Source organism: Mesorhizobium sp. BR-1-1-10 (genome assembly GCF_020165595.1).
GTDB lineage: Bacteria > Pseudomonadota > Alphaproteobacteria > Rhizobiales > Rhizobiaceae > Mesorhizobium > Mesorhizobium australicum.
The window spans coordinates 335,505-356,788 of sequence record NZ_JAIUIL010000004.1 but is presented as its reverse complement, the minus strand read 5'-3'; the positions used below and the strand labels follow the sequence as shown (position 1 = coordinate 356,788).

General features: G+C 64.5%; 20 protein-coding genes. 2 read left to right on the top strand and 18 right to left on the bottom strand.

Annotation, left to right across the window (positions count from 1 at the left end; genetic code table 11):
• Positions 1-126: 126 nt before the first annotated feature.
• The 4 genes from LB555_RS10585 to LB555_RS10570 all read right to left on the bottom strand — a co-directional run bounded on the left by LB555_RS10585 (position 127) and on the right by LB555_RS10570 (position 4,172).
• Positions 127-1,158 (bottom strand): BMP family protein, encoded by a 1,032-nt coding sequence (locus LB555_RS10585; RefSeq protein ID WP_041163292.1) that lies wholly within the window; start codon positions 1,156-1,158, stop codon positions 127-129.
• A gap of 152 nt (positions 1,159-1,310) precedes the next feature.
• Positions 1,311-2,516: a 3-oxoadipyl-CoA thiolase gene (pcaF, locus tag LB555_RS10580; protein WP_224682846.1), complete on the bottom strand. Its 1,206-nt coding sequence runs from the start codon at positions 2,514-2,516 to the stop codon at positions 1,311-1,313.
• 1 nt (position 2,517) lies between these two features.
• Entirely contained in the window at positions 2,518-3,318 is an 801-nt protein-coding gene (locus tag LB555_RS10575) for a CoA-transferase subunit beta (protein WP_224682845.1), read from the bottom strand.
• On the bottom strand, positions 3,315-4,172 hold the full coding sequence (locus LB555_RS10570; protein ID WP_224682844.1) for a CoA transferase subunit A: 858 nt from the start codon (positions 4,170-4,172) through the stop codon (positions 3,315-3,317). The genes LB555_RS10575 and LB555_RS10570 overlap by 4 nt, the downstream gene beginning before the upstream one ends.
• Positions 4,173-4,294: 122 nt before the next feature.
• On the opposite strand from LB555_RS10570, the gene LB555_RS10565 reads away from it, so the two are divergent.
• Positions 4,295-5,065 (top strand): IclR family transcriptional regulator C-terminal domain-containing protein, encoded by a 771-nt coding sequence (locus LB555_RS10565; RefSeq protein ID WP_140616522.1) that lies wholly within the window; start codon positions 4,295-4,297, stop codon positions 5,063-5,065.
• Between the two features lie 54 nt (positions 5,066-5,119).
• Here the strand turns inward: LB555_RS10565 and LB555_RS10560 are convergent, their stop codons facing one another.
• From LB555_RS10560 to LB555_RS10515, 10 genes are all read right to left on the bottom strand, one after another.
• A complete protein-coding gene (locus LB555_RS10560) occupies positions 5,120-6,418 on the bottom strand; it encodes an NAD(P)/FAD-dependent oxidoreductase (protein WP_015315094.1) in 1,299 nt (432 codons plus the stop codon).
• 2 nt (positions 6,419-6,420) lie between these two features.
• The gene (locus tag LB555_RS10555; protein WP_015315093.1) at positions 6,421-7,791 is read right to left on the bottom strand and encodes a glutamine synthetase family protein; all 1,371 of its coding nucleotides are present in this window, start codon (positions 7,789-7,791) and stop codon (positions 6,421-6,423) included.
• 5 nt (positions 7,792-7,796) lie between these two features.
• Positions 7,797-8,030 carry a hypothetical protein gene (locus LB555_RS10550; RefSeq protein ID WP_041163291.1) on the bottom strand — a complete coding sequence of 78 codons (234 nt, stop codon included), beginning with the start codon at positions 8,028-8,030 and terminating at the stop codon, positions 7,797-7,799.
• A gap of 336 nt (positions 8,031-8,366) precedes the next feature.
• On the bottom strand, positions 8,367-8,753 hold the full coding sequence (locus LB555_RS10545; RefSeq protein ID WP_041163290.1) for a serine hydrolase: 387 nt from the start codon (positions 8,751-8,753) through the stop codon (positions 8,367-8,369).
• A 38-nt stretch (positions 8,754-8,791) separates the two neighbouring features.
• Complete coding sequence (locus LB555_RS10540) at positions 8,792-9,610, bottom strand: hypothetical protein (RefSeq protein ID WP_224682842.1); 819 nt, start codon at positions 9,608-9,610, stop codon at positions 8,792-8,794.
• A 284-nt stretch (positions 9,611-9,894) separates the two neighbouring features.
• Positions 9,895-10,656: an SDR family NAD(P)-dependent oxidoreductase gene (locus LB555_RS10535; protein WP_015315091.1), complete on the bottom strand. Its 762-nt coding sequence runs from the start codon at positions 10,654-10,656 to the stop codon at positions 9,895-9,897.
• Between the two features lie 10 nt (positions 10,657-10,666).
• Positions 10,667-11,479 (bottom strand): ABC transporter permease, encoded by an 813-nt coding sequence (locus LB555_RS10530; RefSeq protein ID WP_015315090.1) that lies wholly within the window; start codon positions 11,477-11,479, stop codon positions 10,667-10,669.
• Positions 11,479-12,369 carry an ABC transporter permease gene (locus tag LB555_RS10525; protein ID WP_015315089.1) on the bottom strand — a complete coding sequence of 297 codons (891 nt, stop codon included), beginning with the start codon at positions 12,367-12,369 and terminating at the stop codon, positions 11,479-11,481. Before LB555_RS10525 ends, LB555_RS10530 begins: the two co-directional genes overlap by 1 nt.
• A gap of 36 nt (positions 12,370-12,405) precedes the next feature.
• A complete protein-coding gene (locus LB555_RS10520) occupies positions 12,406-13,569 on the bottom strand; it encodes a PotD/PotF family extracellular solute-binding protein (protein ID WP_015315088.1) in 1,164 nt (387 codons plus the stop codon).
• Positions 13,550-14,686, bottom strand: a complete 1,137-nt coding sequence (locus tag LB555_RS10515) for an ABC transporter ATP-binding protein (RefSeq protein ID WP_015315087.1) — start codon at positions 14,684-14,686, stop codon at positions 13,550-13,552. The genes LB555_RS10520 and LB555_RS10515 overlap by 20 nt, the downstream gene beginning before the upstream one ends.
• Before the next feature lie 114 nt (positions 14,687-14,800).
• Here LB555_RS10515 and LB555_RS10510 point away from each other — a divergent pair, with 114 nt between their 5' ends.
• A complete protein-coding gene (locus LB555_RS10510; RefSeq protein WP_015315086.1) occupies positions 14,801-15,613 on the top strand; it encodes a helix-turn-helix transcriptional regulator in 813 nt (270 codons plus the stop codon).
• Positions 15,614-15,640: 27 nt separating this feature from the next.
• Here LB555_RS10510 and LB555_RS10505 read toward each other — a convergent pair whose 3' ends face one another.
• From LB555_RS10505 to LB555_RS10490, 4 genes are all read right to left on the bottom strand, one after another.
• Entirely contained in the window at positions 15,641-17,701 is a 2,061-nt protein-coding gene (locus tag LB555_RS10505) for a 3-hydroxyacyl-CoA dehydrogenase NAD-binding domain-containing protein (RefSeq protein ID WP_224682841.1), read from the bottom strand.
• Between the two features lie 119 nt (positions 17,702-17,820).
• Positions 17,821-18,768 carry an ABC transporter permease gene (locus LB555_RS10500; RefSeq protein ID WP_015315084.1) on the bottom strand — a complete coding sequence of 316 codons (948 nt, stop codon included), beginning with the start codon at positions 18,766-18,768 and terminating at the stop codon, positions 17,821-17,823.
• 3 nt (positions 18,769-18,771) lie between these two features.
• The gene (locus tag LB555_RS10495) at positions 18,772-19,752 is read right to left on the bottom strand and encodes an ABC transporter permease (RefSeq protein WP_224682840.1); all 981 of its coding nucleotides are present in this window, start codon (positions 19,750-19,752) and stop codon (positions 18,772-18,774) included.
• Between the two features lies 1 nt (position 19,753).
• Positions 19,754-21,274, bottom strand: a complete 1,521-nt coding sequence (locus LB555_RS10490) for a sugar ABC transporter ATP-binding protein (RefSeq protein ID WP_224682839.1) — start codon at positions 21,272-21,274, stop codon at positions 19,754-19,756.
• Between the last annotated feature and the right edge of the window lie 10 nt (positions 21,275-21,284).

Here is a 21,284-nt window from a genome sequence, read left to right as displayed (position 1 = left end):
CGACTTCGCTTATGTTTCAAGGTCGGCGATTGGCGAAAGCCGAAGTGACATCTGATCTCCCCCCTTGAGGGGGAGATGGCCGGCAGGCCAGAGGGGGGCGCCACGCGCCAGCCCTCAATCATGGCGTCAATCCGAAACCGGCGTGTTCTCGTCGACGTCGACGCGGAAATTGCCTTCCAGGATCTCGGCCTTCTTCTTCTCGACCAGATCCTTGACCTCGGCGGGCAAAGTCTTGTCGAACTTGTGGAAGGGCGCCAGATACGAACCGCCCTTGGCCATGCGCGAGAAATCGCCATAGTCCTGCGCGGTGTAGACCCCGGCCTTGACCAGCTTGATCGCCTGCTCGACCGTCGGATACATGTCCCAGACCGGACCGGTGATGACGGTATCGGGGCCGAGGCTCGACTGGTCGGACATGTTGGAGATGGCGAAGATCTTCTTTTCCACCGCCGCCTCGATGACGCCGAAGCGTTCGGCATAGATGACATCGACGCCGGCATCGATCTGCGCCACCGCGGCTTCCTTGGCCTTGGGCGGATCGAAAAAGGAGCCGATGAAGGCGACCTTCTTCTTGACGTTCGGGTTGACCTCCTTGGCGCCGGCGAAGAAGGCGTTGACCAGCCGGTTCACTTCCGGAATGCCCATCGCCGCCACCGCGCCGACCGTGCCCGATTTCGACATCTTGCCTGCGATCATGCCGGAGAGATAGGCGGGCTCGTGGATCCAGTTGTCGAACACGCCGAAATTCGGCTCGGCCGGCCCGGCGCCAGAGCCGAACAGCCAGGCTGTCTTGGGGAACTGCTTGGCCGTGCGGCGCGATTCACGCTCGGCGGCGAAGGCATCGCCCAGCACCAGCTGATAGCCGCCCTGCGCATATTCGCGCATGACGCGGCTGAAGTCGGCGGTCTGGACCTTCTCCGACCATTTATATTCTATGCCCAGTTCCTTCTGCGCCTTCTGCAAGGCGACGTGGATCTGGTTGTCCCAGGGTTCTTCGATCGGCGTGGCGAAGATCGCCGCCACCTTCAGTTTTTTGCCCGCCGCGAAGGCCGCGCCCGGCAGCATCGTCGCGGCCAGGCCAAGCGCGCCCAGCTCCAGCACGTTGCGTCGCGACAGCCCTTCGCGCATCGAATGAGATCTGTTCTTCCGGTCTTCCATTGAAGTGCCCCTCTGTTTGACAGCCGTGTCGAGCCGGCCGTTCCTGAAATCAGACGGGGAACTATGGAACGGGTCCGGACTTTTGTCCACATGGTCAAATTTGGCAGGATCCAGCATATCCACTCTCCTGGCCCGCCAGGAAGAGCGATTGCTCAGGCCCGTTCGAGCGCGATGGCAATGCCCTGGCCGACGCCGATGCACATGGTGGCCAGCGCATAGCGGCCGCCGCGCTCGCGCAGCTCCAGCCCCGCCGTGCCGGAGATGCGCGCGCCCGACATGCCTAGCGGATGGCCAAGTGCGATGGCACCGCCATTCGGGTTCACGTGCGGCGCATCCTCGGCAATGCCGAGTTGGCGCAGCACGGCGATGCCTTGCGAGGCAAAGGCTTCGTTGAGTTCGATGACATCGAATTGTTGCGGCGTCAGGCCAAGCCGCGCACAAAGTTTCTGCGTCGCCGGCGCCGGACCGATGCCCATGATGCGCGGCGCGACCCCGGCGGCGGCCCCGCCAAGAATACGGGCGATCGGCGTCAGCCCGCATGTCTTCACCGCCGCTTCCGAGGCAACAATGAGCGCCGCAGCGCCGTCATTGACACCAGACGCATTGCCGGCCGTCACCGTGCCACCTTGCCGGAACGGCGTCGGCAATTTGGCCAGCGCCTCGACGGTTGTGCCGGCGCGAGGATGTTCATCCTTGCTGATAGTGACCGCATCTCCCTTGCGCTGTGGGATGGTCACCGGGGTGATCTCCTTCGCCAGCCGGCCATTGGCTTGTGCCGCGACGGCCTTGTCCTGGCTGCGCACGGCGAAGGCATCCTGGTCCCAGCGGGAAACAGCGAAGTCTTCCGCCACATTCTCGCCGGTCTCCGGCATCGAATCGACGCCGTATTGCTTCTTCATCAGCGGGTTGACGAAGCGCCAGCCGATGGTGGTGTCATAGATCTCGGCATTGCGCGAGAAGGCGGTGTCGGCCTTGGGCATGACGAAAGGCGCGCGGCTCATCGATTCGACACCACCCGCGATCATCAGTTCCGCCTCGCCGGCCTTGATGGCACGCGCCGCGATGGTCAGCGCGTCCATGCCCGAGCCGCACAAGCGATTGACCGTCGAGCCTGGTATCTCCTTCGGCAGCCCAGCTAGCAGCAACGCCATGCGCGCCACATTGCGGTTGTCCTCGCCGGCCTGGTTGGCGCAGCCATAGACGACGTCGTCGATCCGCTGCCAGTCGATGCCGGGATTCCGCTCGAGCAAAGCCTTCAGCGGGATGGCGGCAAGATCGTCGGCACGAACCGAAGACAGCGAACCGCCGAAGCGGCCGATCGGCGTGCGGATGTAGTCGCAGATATAGGCCTCGGCCATTTTATGCAGCCTTTGTCTTTCCGGTTCCCGCATGCGCCGCCTTGGTGCGGGCCTGCAGGTCGCGCAATGTCTTCAGTTCGAGTTCGCTTGGCGCGGGTGTTTCGTCAAGCGCCTCAGCGAACTTAACAACCCAGCCACAGCGCTCCTGCACCTGCTGACGGGTTACCTTGGGGTGCAGCGACACGACCGTGAATTCCTTGGTCACCGGATCGGGCTTCCAGATGGCAAGATCGGTGATCAGCAGCGTGGGGCCCGCGGTCTCGATGCCCAACCGCTGTCGGTGATCGCCGCCCTCGCCATGGCCGAAGGAGGTGACAAAGTCGATCTTCTCGACCATGCCGCGCTTGGTCTGCGCCATGGTGATGTAGATCTCCTTCGACGATGTCGCGATCTCCGGCGCGCCGCCGCCGCCGGGCAGTCGGGTCTTGGGATGGAAATAGTCGCCTATCACAGTGGTGTTGATGTTGCCGAACTTGTCGAGCTGCGCCGCACCAAGGAACCCGATGGAAATGCGGCCGCCCTGCAGCCAGTAGCGGAACATCTCCGGCACCGCGACGGTGGTGACGGCGGTTTCGCACAATTCGCCATCGCCGATCGACAGCGGCAGCACGTCGGGCGCCGTACCGATCGTGCCGCTCTCATAGATCAAGGTGATGTCGGGCGCATGCGTCAGCCGCGCGACGTTGCATGCCGCGGACGGCGCGCCGATGCCGACGAAGCAGACATCGTCATTCCTCAGCGCCCGGCTCGCGGCGATCGTCATCATCTCGTTGGGGGTGAAGCCCAGCTGATTGTCGCTCATGCCGCGTTCCGCAGACGCGAGACCCGGGCCGCGAAATCGTCGGGACTTTTCTCGATCACGTTTGCCTGCATCCAGGCCCGGAATTTCTCGCGGTCGGCCGCGACCTCGTCCCATTCGATATAGGCGGCATTGTCGCGCGCATAATAGCCATGGGCATAGGAAGGGTGCGAGCCGCCGGGCACGACCGAGATCGCCGCGATCGTCCAGCGGGGCAGCACAGTCAGATTGGGGTGAAGATCGTCAAAATTGTCGACCACCTCCTCCACCGTCACCACCGCGCGCCTCGCCGCCAATACCGCCTCCTTCTGGACGCCGATGATGCCTTCGACCAGCACATTGCCTTTCCGGTCGGCTTTCTGCGCATGGATGAAAGTGACATCGGGCCGGATGGAAGGCACGGCCGCCAGCATCTCGCCGGTGAACGGACAGGTCACCGCTTTGATGTTCGGATTGACATCAGCCAGCCCCGTGCCGCGATAGCCGCGGAACACCGCGCAGGGCAGGCCGGCCGCACCCGCCTCATAGCCATTGGCCATGCCGGCATGGCTGTGTTCCTCGACCGCGATCGAGCGGGGAAAACCGTTCTCGATCGCGTCGCGGGCGCGCCGCAAAAGGCCGACGCCGGGATTGCCGAGATAGGAGAAGACGATCTTCTTGGCCATGCCCATGCCGATCATCTGGTCGTAGATCAGGTCCGGCGTCATGCGGATCAGGGTCAGGTCGCGAAACCGCTGGCGGATCGCCTCATGCGCGGCGGCTGTCGGGATCAGATGGGTGAAGCCTTCAAAGGCAGCGGTGTCGCCATCGTTCAGGTTCTCCGCCACGGCCTGTTTGAGCGGCAGGAACTTGACCATTGCGGCGACTCCCAGAGTCCGCAAAGTTCGTATTGCGAACATATGTATTGAATGCGATACTTTCTAAACTCCGTTGAGCCGGGGTGTCAATCGTAGCGAGATCGCCCGGACCGAGAGATGAGATGCACGACGAGACCGTTTCCCGTGATCACGTCGGCTCGCTCGAGCGCGGACTCGGCGTGATGGAGATATTGGCCCGCCATCCCTCCGGCATGACCCTGACCGAAATGGCCGAACAAGCCGGCCTGACCCGTGCCGGCGCCCGGCGATTCCTGCTGACGCTCACCGCTACCGGCTATGCGACGCAATCCGGGCGTCTATTCTCCCTGTCCCCGCGCCTGCTGACCGTTGCCCGCACCTGGCTCGGCGGCGCCTCGCTGTGGAGCTTCGCCGCGCCGATCATGCGCGCGGTCGCCGCGCAACTGAACGAGGCCTGCTCTGCAGCGATCCTGTCGGGCCAAGATGTCGTCTATGTCGCCCGCATTCCCGGCCGGCGGATCCTGAGCGTATCGCTCGATGTCGGCACCAGGCTACCCGCTTATTGCACCTCGATGGGGCGGATGCTGCTGGCGGGGCTGACACCGGCGGAATTGGACGCCTTCTTCCGTAAGGCAACGGTCGAGCGGCGGACGCCGAAGACAATTGTTGAAAGACCGTTGCTGGCAAAGGCCATTGCCAAAGCCAGAATGGATGGCTTCGCCATCGTCGACGAAGAGCTGGAACTCGGCCTGCGCTCCATCGCCGTGCCGATCCGCGACCGCGCTGGGCGCACGGTCGCGGCGATCAATGTCTCGACCCAGTCGGCACGGTTTTCCGTCGCGGATATGGAGCGGGAGATCTTGCCTGCGCTGCTTGAGGCCAGACAGCGTGTCGAGGATTTCTTTGTCGTCTGATAGAGGCCTGTTAGGCTTCCCTGGCGTTGGCCCGCCAGCGTCTAAATAGCGCCCTCAATGCTTGATCCGGTCCCGCATCGCGTACCACAGCATGCCCAGCACATAGAGCGGCCCGCGCAGCGCCGTGCCGCCCGGGAACGGCATTGGTGTCAGCGTCGAGAACAGGTCGAGCCGTGAGGCATCGCCGGTGATCGCCTCGGCCAAAAGCTTGCCCGAGAGCGTCGACAGGATGACGCCCTTGCCTGAATAGCCGTGCGCGAAATAGACCTCGCCATAGTGCCCGACATGCGGCAGCCGCGACGTCGTTACCGACACCAGCCCGCCCCAGGCATGGTCGATGCGGCAGCCCTTGAGTTGCGGAAAGGTGCTCTCCATGTGCGGCCGCACGAAGCCGGCAATGTCGGCCGGCGGTGACGGCGTGTAGCGCTCGCCGCCGCCGAACAGCAGGCGTCCATCGGCGGACATCCGGTAATAGTTGACGACGAAGCGTGTGTCGGACACCGCGACATTGGCCGGGATGACGTTGCGCGCGCCCTCCAGCGGCTCGGTGGCGACAATGTAGTTACCGACCGGCATGATGCGACTGTTGACGCGCGGCTCCAGCCCGTTGAGCAGCGCGTCGCCCGCCAGCACGACATGTCTGGCCCGCACCGATCCCTTTGCCGTCGAGACCCGGATCGAGGGTTCGCGCTCCAGCTTCACGGCCAGCGAGTTTTCGTGGATGACCACGCCGGCCGCGACAGCCGCGCGGGCAAGCCCAAGCGTGTAGTTGAGCGGATGCATGTGGCCGCCGAGCGGCTCATACATGGCGCCATGATAAGGCGTGTCGACCTTGGCCCGAGCCGCCGCCGCCGAGAGTATCTCGACATCGCGGAATTTCATCACGCTCTCGAGGCACTTGGCCTCTTCTTCCAGATCCTCGAGGTCGGATCCGTTGACCGCGCCGACCAGATGGCCGGTCAGCCTGAGATCGCACTCGATGGCATTGCGTTCGATGATGTCGAGCACCAGGCCGCGCGCCTCGAAAGCGAGGTCGAACAGCACCTTGGCCCGCTCGGCTCCGTAGAGCTTGACCAGACCCTTGGCGCCCTTGCGCAGGCCGGGGATCATCTGGCCGCCATTTCGGCCCGATGCGCCCCAGCCGATCTTGCCGCCTTCGAGCAGCACCACCTTCAGCCCGCGTTCGGCGGCGTGAAGGGCGGCCGACAGCCCGGTGCAGCCGCCGCCGACGACGACCAAGTCGGTTTCGGCATCGCCGACGAGCGCTGGATGGTCCGGCGCCGGATTGGCGGTGGCGACGTAGTAGGATTTGCCGATGTCGAGACCGGAATTGAAACCCGTTGAAGATGCCATGATCACACTTTCAGCAAGAGGTGGTCGCGTTCCCAGCTCGTCACCACGCTTTGGAACAGGTCGAGTTCGACGCTCTTGACGCGCAAATAGGTCTGGAAGAAATCCTCGCCCAACAGCTCTCGCACCGGGGCACAAGCCTCGAAACGATCCAGCGCCTCCTCCATGGTCTTAGGCAGCGTGCTCCTGACCTTGTAGGCATTGCCCGACGCCTCGGCCGAGCGCGCCAATTTCTGCTCGACGCCGAGATAGCCGGCAAGCAGCGACCCGGCGATCGCCAGATAGGGATTGCAATCCGCCCCAGGCAGCCGGTTCTCCACCCGCCGCGCGGCGCGTCCCCCCGCCGGCACGCGCAGGCCGCAGGAGCGGTTGTCATGCGACCACTCGATATTGGCGGGTGCGCTGTGGTTGGGCCTTATGCGGCGGAAAGAGTTCACGTTTGGCGCGAACAGCGGCATGATTTCCGGAACGTATTTCTGCAAGCCGCCGATGAAGTGGCCGAACATCCCGGTGTCGGCATCGTCGCCGCTGGCGAAAAGCGCATTGCCGGCCTCGTCGACGACCGACATGTGCAGATGCATCGAGCTGCCGGCCTGGGCCGCGATCGGCTTGGCCATGAAGGTCGCATGCATGCCGCATTGCTGCGCGGCCTGGCGCGTAAACCGCTTGAACAAAAGCACCTGGTCGGCCAGCGGCAGGGCGTCACCATGCAGCAGGTTGATTTCCAGCTGCGCCGTACCCGATTCATGGATCAGCGTGTCGAGCGGCAGACCGGCCGCCGCTGAATAGTCGTAGATGCGCCGGATCACCGGCTCGAATTCTTCCAGCGCGGCCATGTCATAGGGATGCTGCACACCCTCGGCGCGGCCATTGGCGCCGACCGGGGCGGTGAGGGGCTTGTCCGGATCGGGATTCGGTGCGGTCAGATAGAATTCAAGTTCCGGCGCCACCACCGCGCCCCAGCCGCGCTTGCGATAGAGATCGAGCACGGCGCGCAGCACATGGCGTGGCGAGGCCATCCATGGCCTGCCGTCCATGTGGAAGGCGTCGGCGAAGACATAGGCCTTGCCCGCCCCCGCCCCCGGCGCCAGGCACAGCGTCGAGACATCGGGCACCATGCGCATGTCGGGGTCCGAATAAGCAAAACCCTCGTCGATAGAGCCGGAATAGCGACCGTCGATGCTGACCAGGAAGGCGCTGCTCGGCAGGTAGAGCGCGCGGTCTTCCAGCGCCTTGAGGAGTTTGGCGGTCGGCAGCGCCTTGCCGCGCAACACGCCGTTCATGTCGGGCACCAGGCACTCGACCTCGGTGATGCCGTGCTGCGTGAGCCAGGCCTTGGGGTCGTTGATTGCGGTATTCGTGTTCTTATCAAGCATTTCGTTCATGTCCGTATCGGGGAGAGAATGGCTTGCGCGGCCACGTCCGTTCCGGATTTCAGCGCCATCTCGGCTGAATTGTCCCTGAGGCGGGCGGGCGTGGCGTCATCGGCCAGCAGGCCGAGAATGGCTCTCTTCAATCCCCCTTCGGTCCAGCCGTCGCGGCCGATATGATCGCCGGTCTCTCCGGCGCGTTGCGCATTGTCGTCCCAGCAATAGAGCATGATCAGCGACGGCACGCCGAAGCGCAGCGCCTCGCAAAAGCTTTTATTGCCGCCGTGGTGGATGAAGGCTGGGCGCCCCGGGCGGGCAAGGCCTGTGCGATGCCAATGCAGTTCAGCGCGGCGCCAGAGCCCGCCTTGGAAAACAGCGCGATGGTCGGGCTGGCTTTACGCGTCAATTCATCCTCTTCAATCCGGCCGGCTGATCACGCCGAACAGTGCGGCTCCTTGCCTGGCCGCCTGCGGTCCCTGGCTGCGGGAGAGGCGCAGGGGATGCGAACAGATCGGCACCCATTTCATATCGCCGGTTGTCGAGATGGTCGAGTGTATTGAGGTGCTCGCGCAACGATTGCTTCAGCCGGAAGACGTTGATGCATGACCCGGAACGGCTGGATGTGTGTGAAACCGGCGGCGCGGCAGAGCCGCGCCGTTCAGGCTCTGCTCGGTGCCGGTCAGATAGATCGACATCAGAACCGGATGGCCCGAGGCCGGCCAGATGACGGCGGCATCATTGGTACTGCCGCGCTCGCCGGTCCCGGTCTTGTCGCCGCATTTCAAGCCTCTCGGCAGGCCCGCCCTGATGCGCTCACCACCGGTCTTGTTGGCCACCAGCCAGTCGACAAGCCGCGCTCGGCTTTTTTCGCCGACAATCAGGTCGAAGCGAGAAGCGGTTCTGCGTTGTCGTTGAGCGGGAACGGCTCCAGGAGGAAAACGATGCCGCCAGGCCAAGCCCAGCGGCATCTCCTCTGGTGACTACGGGCCTTTTCAGCGACGAACCGCTACGGCGTCGTTCCCGCCTGAAGCTTGGCCGCCGTCTGGTCGATCTTGCCGGCAAGAACACCTTGGGCCCAGGCCGTGACCTCGGCGTCGACCGGCTTGTTGGCCATGTCGGTCAGCGCCGCATCGAGCGATGCATCATCGGTGCCGACCGCTGCCGCCGCAGCCGCGGCCGCAGCCTCATCGGCCGCAGTATTGTCGGCGTCGACCACCGCCTGCCGGGCAGTGATGTCAGCCTGCAGCGCCGATATCTGGCCGGGCAGGGCCGCCTGCTGTTCGGCTGTCATGGCGTCGATTTCGGCCTGAGACAGCGACGTCAGTGCGCTCAACTGCGAATTCAGCGTATCCAGTTGAGCCTGGGCCGCGGCAGCTGTGGCAGCGGCCGCCGCAGCCGCGGTCTGCGCGTTCTTGGCTTTCGCCGACTGCGTCACGAATGCCTGAACGGCGGCGAACTTCTTGCTCTTGGAGTTCATATAGGCGTTGACGTTGCGCTGCAGCGAGTTCAGCCGGCCAAGCTTGGCGTGGATATTCTTCTCCTTGGGCACGGACGAGACCTTTGTGTTCGTATCGACCGTGGCGTCGGCCGTTGTGTCGGTGTCCGTCTTGGCTGCCCGTCCCGGTGCCGACGACTTGCCGTGCGAAGCACCGCTGTTGCCGTTGCCATTCCCATGGGTGCCGCCATTGCCGCCGCCATTGCCGTTGCCGCCGCCATTGCCTCCAGCATTGCCGCCGCCATTGCCATGCCCATTGCCGGCGAGCGCCGGAGACGCCAGAAGCGCCAATGCGGCCACGGCCGCGAACAGTGTTTTCCGGTTTGTCATGCTAATCTCCTCGGGAATCGCCGCACTCGCCCACCGCTGAACCACCTGCGTATGAGAAATCGCTAATCATACCCGGTAAACTTTAGACAAATGCGGTCTCAATCCGAGAGCGCGCGCTGCGTCGGATCAACAACCCCTTGAAAAGATAAGGAAATACACAGCTTTACCTGGCTTGGCACTGAAGTCCCATACCCGCCAGACCATGGTCTTGTGCCGTCCGGCATCCCGCGAAACGACAGAAAAAGCGGGGCTGAACTGGGAAAGGTCGATCGATGAAAGCAGCGTCAGCCGATGCTCTCGCCGCCATCGATCACCAGCGCTTGCCCGGTCATGAAGGATGAACGGTCCGAGACGAGGAACAGGATCGCCTCGGCGATCTCTTCGGCCACCGCCCAGCGCCCCATCGGGATCTTGGTGCGGACATAGGTTTCGATCGCCTCGCGTCCGCCCATCTGGGCGATGAACGGCTCATTGAATGGGGTGTCGACCCAGCCCGGGCAAAGCGCGTTGACGCGCACATTGTGCCGGGCATAGTCGAGCGACATCTGCCTGGTCATCGCCACCACGGCATGTTTCGACGTCGCATAGGCGATCATCTCGCGGTCGTAGAACACACCCGAATTCGAAGCCGTGTTGAGGATGACGCCACCGCCTTGCGCGATCATCGACGGCATGACGATCCTCGCCGCGAGGAATTGCGCCCGCACATTGACCCGCCAGGATGCGTCCATGCCGGCGGTCTCGACCTCGGTCAGCGTGCCGCCGACCTGGATGCCGGCATGATTATGCAGGATGTCGATGCGCTGATGTCTGTCGAGCGTGCCGACGATGAGTTGGTCGATCGCATTGTCGTTCGAGACGTCGGTCGCGATCGCCTCGGCCCGGCCGCCCGCCGCCCGGATATCCGCGGCCGTTGCCTCGCCGGCGGTCCCGTCCCTGTCGGCGATGACGACCACCGCGCCTTCCCTGGCCATGATCATGGCGCCGGCACGTCCGATGCCGGAGCCGGCGCCTGTCACCACGGCGATGCGGTCTTTGAGGATCATGGAGCGGCTTTCAGTTTGACGGCTTGCGCTGGCGCAGTTGCCATTGGGCAAGCACCACGAGCAGGACGGAGGCGACGAGCACGATCGTCGCGATGGCGTTGATCTCCGGCGTTACGCCGCGCCGGATAGAGGCAAAGACATAGATCGGCAGCGTCGTCTGCGCGCCGGCGACGAAGAAGGCGACGATGAAGTCGTCGAAGGAGAAGGTGAAAGCGAGCAGGAAACCGGCGACCACCGCCGGCATGATCTGCGGCAGGACGATCGAGCGGAAGGTCGTCAACGGCGTGGCGTATAGATCGCTGGAGGCCTCGACCAGATTACGATCGAGGCTGCCGAGCCGCGTGCCGACGATCATCGTCACCAGCGCCATCGAGAACAGGCCATGCGCGGCGATGATCGAGCCGTAGCCGAGCGACAGGCGCGGCGGCTGGTCGCCCGGCCAGACCGAGGCGAGGAACGGATTGACGACCGCGAACAGCTGAACGAGCGCGACCAGCGTCGAGATGCCGATGACGACGCCCGGAACGACGATCGCCGCGCCAAGCAGCCCGTCGAAGACGGCGCGGGTTCTGGCGCCGACACGCGCCAGGCCAAGCGCCGCCGCGGTGCCGAACACCGCCGCCAGCAGGGCGCTGGTGCTGGCGATGAACAGGCTGTTCTTCAGCGCCTCGACCAGGAACGGGTTGGACAGGGCCTTGCCATACCACTGCACCGAGAAACCGGTGAACTCGCTGGCGTGGTGGCCGGCGTTGAAGGAAAACAGCACGACCAGCACGATCGGCAGATAGAGGAACGCAAAGACGGCAATGACGAAGGCGCGCATCAGATGAGGTCCACCCGGCGAGCGCCCGCAACGCGGTTCGAAATGCGGTTGGCGACAATCAGCACCACCACCGAGACCAGCACCAGCGTGATCGCGATGGCCGACCCGAACGGCCAGTTGCGCGACTGCAGGAAGAGGTCGACCAGCGCGTTGCCGATGAAGAACACCTTGCCGCCGCCAAGCAGCGTCGGGATCAGGTATTCGCCGAGCAGCAGGATCATGACCAGCGAGAAGCCGGTCATCACGCCCGGCAGCGACAGCTTCAGGGTCACGCCGAGAAAGGTCGACAACGGCCTCGCGCCGAGATCGGCGGAGGCCTCCAGCAGCCTTCGGTCGAGCCGTTCGAGGCTGACATAGATCGGCAGGATCATCAGCGGCAGATAGCCGTAGACGATGCCGAGCAGGACCGCGCCCGGCGTGTTGATCAACCTGACATCCTCGATGCCGGCAAAGGCGAGCAGCGCCGGGATGCCGCGTCCACCCAGAATGTACATCCAGGCATAGGTCCGCATCAAAAGGCTGGTCCAGAACGGAATGACGACCAGCGCGAGCAGGATCAGCCGCCAGCGCTGCGGCGCCCGCAGGGCGAGGTAATAAGCGACGGGATAGGCGACGAGCAGGCAGGCGAGCGCGCCCACTGGCGCCAGCACCATCGTGTTCCAGAACGCGGTCGCCCGTGCCGGGAGATTGGCATACTGCGCCAGCGTGAAGGCTGCCTGGTAGCCGCCCTCGGGCGCCCGCTCGCCGACGCTGAACACGGCGATGGCGATGAATGGCAGCACCAGGAAGACCACCAGCCATGCCGTCGCCGGCGCGAGCAGCAAGGCGGTCAGGAAATTACGCCGAAATCTGTTGCCGTGCATCGAAACCGCCCCGGTGCCGGCGAGCATGGGCCCGCCGGTCGATTGTCTTTATCCAGGCCAGTCTCAAGCCGATTTGAAGCGCGCCATCAGTTCGGCACGGCCCGGGTCGGTCAGCGTTGCCGCCGCGCCGAATTCGAGCGGCGTCAACAGCTCCGCCGCCGGATAGAGGATCGGATTGTCGAGCACTTCCTTGGGCAGCAGCTTGTTGACGCGCGCATCCGTCGAAGGCGCGCCGTTGGCGAGGTGCTCCTTCACCGCGACCTGCGGGTTCATCAGATAGTTGAGCAGCGCGTAACCGGCGGGCTTGTTCGGCGCGTCCTTCGGGATGGCATAAAAATCGGTCCAGATCTCGCCGCCTTCCTTGCCCAGCACGTAGGCGATCTCGGGAATGTCGCGATGCAGCTGCGCACCGTCATTGGTCCAGCACATCGTCATCCACGCGTCGCCCGCACGCATACCCGGCTGGTAATCGGACGAGACGGCGAACAGATGCGGCTTGACCTTCAGCAGCAGTTCCTCTGCCTTGGCGAGCTCGTCCTGCTTCAGCGAATTGAACGAATAGCCGTAATATTTCAGCGCGTTGCCGATGGTGGTGAGCTGGTAGTCGTGCACCATGGTGCGGCCATCGCCCTCGGCCATGGCGGTATCCCAGAACTCCTTCCAGCTCGTCATCGGCTTGGTCAGCTTCTTGGTGTTCACTGCAAAGCCCGTGGTGCCCCAGTTCTTCGGCACGGCGTAGATCACCTTGTCGATCGTGCCCTCGGAGGTGAAGCGCGGATCTTCCTGGGTGCCGTCGAAATTCGGCAGCTTCGCCATCTCCAGCGGCTCGATGATGCCGAGCTTCTTGTAGGTCGAGATCGTATAATTGGTCGGCACGAACAGGCTCCAGCCCGAGGCGCCGGCCTGCAGCTTGGCCAGCATCTCCTCATTGGAGCCGAACACGTTGACCTCGACGGCGACGCCGGTGTCCTTCTTGAAGTTCTCGAAGGTCTGCGGGTCATGGTAATTCGGCCAGGTGGCGATCGACATGCGGTCGCCAAGGCTTTCGGCGGCGAAGGCAGGGGTCGGCATGATGCCGATCTCGCGCGCCATCACCGCCGTTGCGATGCCAAGGCCGGTGAGGCCAAGGAAGTCGCGGCGGCCGATCGAGCCGCGCTTCAGGCGCATCAGCTGGTCGACGAAATTCTCGGGGCTTATCGGCAGTCCGTCACGATATGATTTCGACATGTTTGTTTACCCTCTGGTTGGTCCCGTTGTTCTTGGTTTCCGGAAACGCCAGCGGCGTTCCCATGGCATAGCCGATGGCGACGGGTTCACCCGGCTTGAAGAGATTGCCTTGGCCGATCAGGTGATCAGCCTTGGCGAGCAAAGTGCCGATGCCCTGCACTTCGATCGCGTATTCCGCGGTCGAGCCGAGGAATATCCGGTTACGGACGATGCCTTTGAGCGGACCGCTTTCGGGAGCGCCAAGGCTGAGTGATTCGGGACGCAGACTGACCGAGACGGTCTCGCCTTGTCGAAGCGCGGTTCGCTTGCGCGCCGCGACCACAGTGCCGTCCGCCAGCGCCACGTCCACCAGGTCGCCCGTGTGCCCGGCGACGGTGCCGCTCAACAGATTGGTCTTGCCGACGAAATCGGCGACGAACAGGTCGGCCGGCTCGTCATAGATCTCGCTCGGCTGGCCGAGCTGGACGATGCGCCCGCCATTCATGACGCAGACGAAATCGCTCATCGACAGCGCTTCCTCCTGGTCGTGGGTCACCAGCACGAAGGTGATGCCGATCTCGCGCTGCAGGTTCTGCAGCTCGATCTGCATGTCGGTGCGCAGCTTCTTGTCCAGCGCCGCAAGCGGTTCGTCGAGCAGCAGCACCGCCGGCTTGTTGACCAATGCACGCGCCAGCGCGACACGCTGCTGCTGGCCGCCGGACAGTTCGTGGATCTTGCGGCCGCCATAGCCGGCGAGCCGCACCATTTCGAGCGCTTCGCCAGCCCGCCGGCCGATATCGCGCGACGACAGCCGTGGCCTTGCCTGGCGCAGCCCGTAGGAAACGTTGGCTTCGACATCGAGATGCGGAAACAGCGCGTATTGCTGGAACACCATGTTGACAGGCCGTCGGTAGGGCGGCGTGCCGGCCATGTCCTGGCCACGGATGAACACCTGGCCTTCGCTCGGCTGTTCGAACCCGCCGATCATGCGCAGGCAGGTGGTCTTGCCGCAGCCGGACGGTCCAAGCAGCGCAACGAAGGCGGAGGGCGGCACGGCAAGGTCGATGCCGCTGACCGCGGTCACCGCGCCATAGCGCTTGGCGACGCCGCGAAATTCGATGTCGGGCACTGCGGTCAAGGCTGCGGGCTCCAGGACGATGCGATTTCAAGACGCTACCAGAGCTAATGGCAGCTAGTATATACCTCGCAGGTGGTATATCTGATCTATTTTCCCGTTTAAGGGGGTACTGGATTGAGCGCTTCCCGCAGCGACGAATACAGCCGGCTCGCGACGCTTGTCGCGGCGACGCGGGAGACGAGCGGCGATCTCTTCGGCCAAGCGATGGTCGATTGGCTGCGGCAGCATGTCGGCTTCGACCATTGCGTGATCTTCGGCTATCGGGGTGCCGCGCGCCCGCCACTGCTGTTCGAGACCTTCACGCCGGCCGAAAGCCACGTCTTCGTCGCGCTCTATCAGGAAGGCCCCTATCTGCTCGACCCCTTCCATCACGCGGCGGTCGAGCGCAAGGAAGGGTTCTGGCGCATGCGCGAACTGGCTCCTGATCGCTTCTACGCCAGCGAATATTTTCGCTCCTATTACAGCCAGACCAGGCTGGCCGAGGAAGTCGGCTTCTTCGTGCCGCTGCCGGGCAAGGACGCGCTGGTGCTGTCGCTGATGCGGCTCAGCGCTTCCGGTCCGTTCGGCACCGCCGATGCCAGGCTGCTGCGCGACATGGCGCCGACGGTGATCAGCTTCACCAGGCTGCGTTGGCCAACTCTTCCCGCCGACGAACCGGCCGAGACGAAGCAGGACGAGGAAATCACCGAGGTCAACGAGTTCGACCGCGCCCATATCTGGAAAAGCCTGTCGCTGACGCCGCGCGAAAAACACGTCGTCGACCTGGTGCTGCAGGGCCATTCGACGGAATCGATCGCCAGGGCCATGCGCATCGTGCCGGGAACCGTGAAGGTCCATCGCCGCAACATCTACCGCAAGCTCAACATCAAGTCGCAGGCCGGCCTTTTCGCCCGCTTCGTCGAGATCATCGACGCGCGGATCCGGTGATTCCCGCAGGCCGCTGACTACCCCGGGTCAGGCTTCCCACGAGTCGGTTTTGGCCATCCGCTCGAGCAAGGGCGCCGGTTTGAAAACATCCTTGCCCGTCCGCTCATGCCAATACCTGAGTCGCCCGACGATCCTGGCCGCGCCTTCGAGGCCGGCCCAGAACATCGGGCCGCCCTTGCCGATGGGAAAGCCATAGCCATTGACCCAGACGACATCGATGTCGGACGCACGGGCCGCGATTCCCTCCTCCAAAATCTTCGCGCCTTCGTTGACCAGGGGATAGAGTGTGCGCTCGATGATTTCGTCGGCGTCTATCGTGCGCGGCACGATGCCCTTTTCCGCCGCCTTGTCGCGGATCAGCGCCTCGACCTCGGGATCGGGCACCGGCGTGCGCGAACCGTTCTCGTAGAGATAGAAGCCACGGCCGGTTTTCTGGCCGAAGCGCCCCTGTTCGCACAGCGTGTCGGCGATGACGGCCGTCAGGCCCCGCGCCTTGCGGTTTCGCCAGCCGATGTCGAGGCCGGCAAGGTCGCCCATCTGGAACGGACCCATCGGCCAGCCGAAATCGGTGAACGCCTTGTCGATCTGGCTGGGGGTCGCGCCTTCGAGCAGCAGCGCCTCGGATTCCGAGCCGCGCGCGGCCAGCATACGGTTGCCGACGAAGCCGTGACAGACGCCGACGACGACAGCCACCTTGCCGATCCGGCGCGCAAGGTCAATCACGGTCGCCAGCGCATCGGGCGCCGTTTTTTCGGCGCGCACGATCTCCAGCAGTTTCATGACGTTGGCCGGCGAGAAGAAATGCAGGCCGAGCACATCCTGCGGCCGCGAGGTCGAGGCGGCGATTTCGTCGATGTCGAGATAAGAGGTGTTGGTGGCGAGGATGGCGCCCGGCCTCGCCACCGCGTCGAGCTTCCCGAAGATTTCTTTCTTGACCGCCATGTCCTCGAACGCTGCCTCGACGATCAGGTCGCAATCGGCGAGATCGGCATGATCGATCGTGCCTTTGAACTGGGCGAGCCGCTGCCGCTTGGCATCCTCGCTCAAGGAGCCGCGTGCAACCGAGACGGTGTAATTCTTCTCGATCGTCGCCAACCCGCGCCGCAGCGCCTCCTGGCTGGTTTCCAGCAAGGTGACGGGAAAGCCGCCATTGGCGAAGGCCATGGCAATGCCGCCGCCCATCGTGCCGGCGCCGATGACGCCGACGCGGGCGATCCTGCGCTTGACGACGTCCTTGCCGGGAAGCTTGGCCGCCTCGCGTTCGGCGAAAAACAGGTGCCGTTGGGCGCGCGACTGGTCGCTGGCGACAAGCTTGACGAACAGCGCCCGCTCCTCCGCCAGCGCCTCGTCGAAGGGCAGCGTGACGGCATTGCGCACCGCCCGCGCACAGGCGATTGGCGCTTCGAGGCCACGCGCTTTGCGGGCAAGATCCGCGGCCTCCGCATCGAAGGCGGCAAGGTCGGTCTCCTTCAGGACGTCGTCGCGGTCGCGCACCGGCGGGAACGGACCGCCCTTGCGGGCCATTTCGCGGGCGAAATTCACGGCGTGGGTGGTCAGATCGCCTTCGAAAACGGCATCCACCAGGCCGGCGCCGTAAGCCTCATCGGCACCGATCGGTGTACCGGAAACGATCATCTTCAATGCCTTGGCTGCGCCAACCAAGCGTGGCAGCCGCACCGTGCCGCCGCCACCGGGCAGGATGCCGAGCTTCACCTCGGGCAGGCCGAGCCTGGCGCCTTGATCGGCAACGCGGAAATGGCAGCCGAGCGCCAATTCCAGCCCGCCGCCGAGCGCGGTACCGTGGATGGCGGCGACCGTTGGCCTGGCGATGGCTTCCAGCACAGCCACGATGGCGCGCAATTCCGGCTGCTGCATCGGCTTGCCGAATTCGGTGATGTCGGCGCCGGCAACGAAGGTCCGGCCGGCGCAAGCGATGACGATGGCCGCGACCGATGCGTCATCGCGCAAAGCGACCAGAGCCTGCATCAGCGGTTCGCGGACGTGGAAACTCAGCGCGTTTACCGGCGGATTGTCGATGGTGACGATGGCGACGCCACCCTCGTTCGCGACGCTGACAGAACTGGACAAGTGGGGGCCTCCCAAGACCGACTGAGATCGGGGACCGGTTTACAAGGCCACGCCGCGAATGGGAACCGGCTGGTCCAATGGTTGGCGGATAGGCTGCGGTCGCGCCGGAGACGTTGCGGTCAGCGCACCGCCTTCTCGCCGCCCGCAGCCGTAATCACCCCTACGATGATAAGCCCGGTCAGCAGGAGACGCACCCCGGCGCTGACGCCGAATGTGTTGAGCATGGTGAGCAGCAGCACCAGGAACAGCGCCGCGCCCCAGACGCCCGGCACATTCGCCTTGCCGCCCGCCACCGACGTGCCGCCGATGACGACCACGGCGATCGAAGCGAGCAGGTATTCGTTGCCGATGTCGACATTGGCGCCGCGGAAATAACCGGCGAGCAGCGCGCCATCGATGCCGCCGAGCGCGCCCGACAGCGTATAGGTGAGAAAACGGATCCGCCCGACATTGACGCCGGCGAGCCAGGCGGCGCGGATGTTCTGGCCGATCGCCAGCACCGAGCGGCCATAGATCATGCGCTGCAAGGCGATGGCCGCACCGATGGTGAACAGCACAGTGAGGATCGCCAGCACGGGCACGCCCAGCACCTGCCAGTTGGTGAAATCGGCGAAGCCAGGCGGCGGCTTGATCTGCAGTCCGCGCCCATAGCTGATGTCGACCGACTGGATGATGAAGCTCGCCGACAGCGTGGCGATGATCGGCGGAATGCGCAGCGCCCAGATCAAGAGATAGTTGATGGTCCCGATCGCGGCGCCACAGGCGAGCGCCGCCAGCAATCCGACCAGGATCATGGCATCGCTGCCGCCCATCACCTTCATGGCGACCGCGCTGGCGAGGCCGATATTGGCCGGCAGCGACAGGTCGACATTGCCGGGTCCGAGCGTGATGACGAACATCTGGCCGACACCGACGATGACGGTGAACACGGCAAGCGACAATGCCGCCGTGACCATGCCGCCGCCGCCATAGCCCCCGGTGAAGGCGATCGTCGCCAGCCACACCAGCAGCGCACCGACAAACGACCAGATCCAGGGTTTTGTGAGCAGGGTTTTCAGCGAAGCCATCGCTCACCTCTCCTTGCGGCTGATCAGCACCCGCGCCGCAAGCACGATGATCAGGATGGCGCCGTTGGCGGCCACCTGCCAGTCGGGCGGAATGTGCATGAAGGTGAGCAGCGGCGAGGCGGCCAGCGCCAGCGTCAGCGCGCCGATGACGGCGCCGATCGGCGAGACCCGGCCGCCGACGAACTCGCCGCCGCCGAGGATGACGCCGGCGATGGCCAGCAGCGTGTAACCATTGCCGATATTGGCGTCAGCCGAGGTGGTGATGCCGATCAGCGCCATGCCCGACAGCACGCCGAACAGGCCGGCCAGCGCAAACAGCACGATCTTGGTCTTGAGCAGCGACCAGCCGGCGCGCTTGAGCGCCGCCGGATTGCCGCCCGAGCCGCGCAGGATCACCCCATAGGAGGTACGCATCAGGCCGAAATGCACGACCGCCGCGATCAGCAGCGCGGCGATGATCGGAAACGGAATGAAAGGCGGCTTGAACGACATGATCGCCAGCAGCCAGTCCGGCGCCTTGCCGCCCGGTTTTGGCAGGACGAGAATGGCGAGGCCCTGCCAGACGAAGCTCATGCCGAGCGTCACCACGATGGAGGGCAGGTTGCGCAGATGGATCAGCGCGCCGAGCAGCGCATAGATGCCGATCGATCCGGCGAGAATAAGGACTCCAACGAGCGGCGCATCCTTCAGCCAGGTCGCGGTGACGCAACCGACAAAACCGACAAAGGTGCCGATCGAGAGATCAAGCTCGTTGCCGGCGATGACGAACATCTGCGCGATCGTCGCCAGCGCGATCGGAATCGCCAGATTCAACATCAGGCTGAAGCCGAAATAGCTGATGGCGCGCGGATTGAGCCAGGCGATCGCGAGCAACACCAGCGCCAGCGATAGCGCGGGCAGCAGGCCGCGCAACAGCCGCGCCCGCGGCGCCGCATTGCGTGCCGCCGATCCCTTGAAGCCATTGTCGATTGGCGTCGCCGTCATCTCAGGCCGCATCGCCGAAGGAGGACTGGATGATCTTCTCTTCGGTCAGCTCGTCGCGCGTCAGATTGGCGACGATGCGGCCGTTCTTGAAGACATAGATGTGGTCGCAATTGTCGAGCTCTTCGGTTTCGGTCGTGTACCAGAGGAAGGTGCGTCCGCGGCCCGCCTCCTCGCGCACGAGATCGTAGACCTCCAGCTTGGTACCGATGTCGACGCCGCGCATCGGGTCGTCCATCAGCACGATCTGGGCATCGGAGCCGAGCGCCCTGGCGAACAGCGCTTTCTGCTGGTTGCCGCCCGACAGCGAGAAAATATTGTTGTTCATGTCAGGCGTGCGGATGCCGATCTTCTTCTGCCAGAACGCGGCCAATTCGGCCTCACGCTGGGGTGAAATCAACAGCCCGTTGCGCAAGCGCGCCAGCGAGCGGATGCCGATGTTTTCGGCAATCGACCATTGCGGGAAAATGCCATCGGACTGGCGGTCGCCTGCCACCAGGGCCACCGGCGCCGTCACCTCGATGCCGGTCTTGGCGCGTGCGGCGGCATCAAAGATGCGCAGCAGCAAGTCGGTCTGTCCGTGACCGGCCAGGCCGGCAAGGCCGATGATCTCGCCCGCGCGCGCGACGAGGTCCTTGTCATCCGCCTGTCCGGCCGGCCGCGCCCGCACGCGCAGCGGATTGGCGCCTGTCTTGGCGGCGGCGGCCTGCGCGGCGGTCTTCGCACGCGCCTCGGCTCCGCCCATCACGGCTACCAGCCGGTCGCGATCAAAGGCACCAGCCGCGTCCGACGCCACCACCTTGCCGTCGCGCATCACCACGATCCGGTCGGCGTTCCGCAGCACCTCGCCCAGCACGTGCGAGATCAGGATGCAGCTTTTGCCACCAGCGACGAAGCGGCGCACGAAGGCCAGCAACTGGCCTGATGTGTGCGCGTCGAGCGACGAGGTCGGTTCGTCGAGGATGACCAGGTCGAGCCGGTCCTGCGTCACGGTGAAGGCACGCGCCACCTCGACCATCTGGCGCCGGCCGATCGACAGGTCGCCGACAATGTCCCAGGCCGAGATGCCATGGTCCGGAAAGATTTCGTCCAGCTTGGCGGCGATCAGCTCTGCCGCCTTGCGCCGCCAGCCGAAGCCGGTGAGCGAAGCATGGTTGATACGCGTGTTTTCGGCGACGCTGAGATTGGGGCACAGCGACAGTTCCTGGAACACGCAGCGTATGCCGCGCTGCTGCGCCCGCGACACCGAGTAGTTGTCCTCGATGCCGCCATGCACGGTGATCGTGCCGCTGTCGGGCGTCGAGGTCCCGGCCACCATGTGCATCAGCGTCGACTTGCCGGCGCCGTTATGGCCGACGAGGCCGACGCATTCGCCGGGCCCGACATGGAAATCCACCCCGCCCAGCGCCCTGACGGCGCCGAAATGCTTTTCGGCACCGTCAAGTCTTACGATATCAACACTGGCGGCGCCGAATTGGTTTTCGGCGCCGCCCAGTCTGATGATGTCCGTGTCGCCTGCAGCCATGCTCAACGAT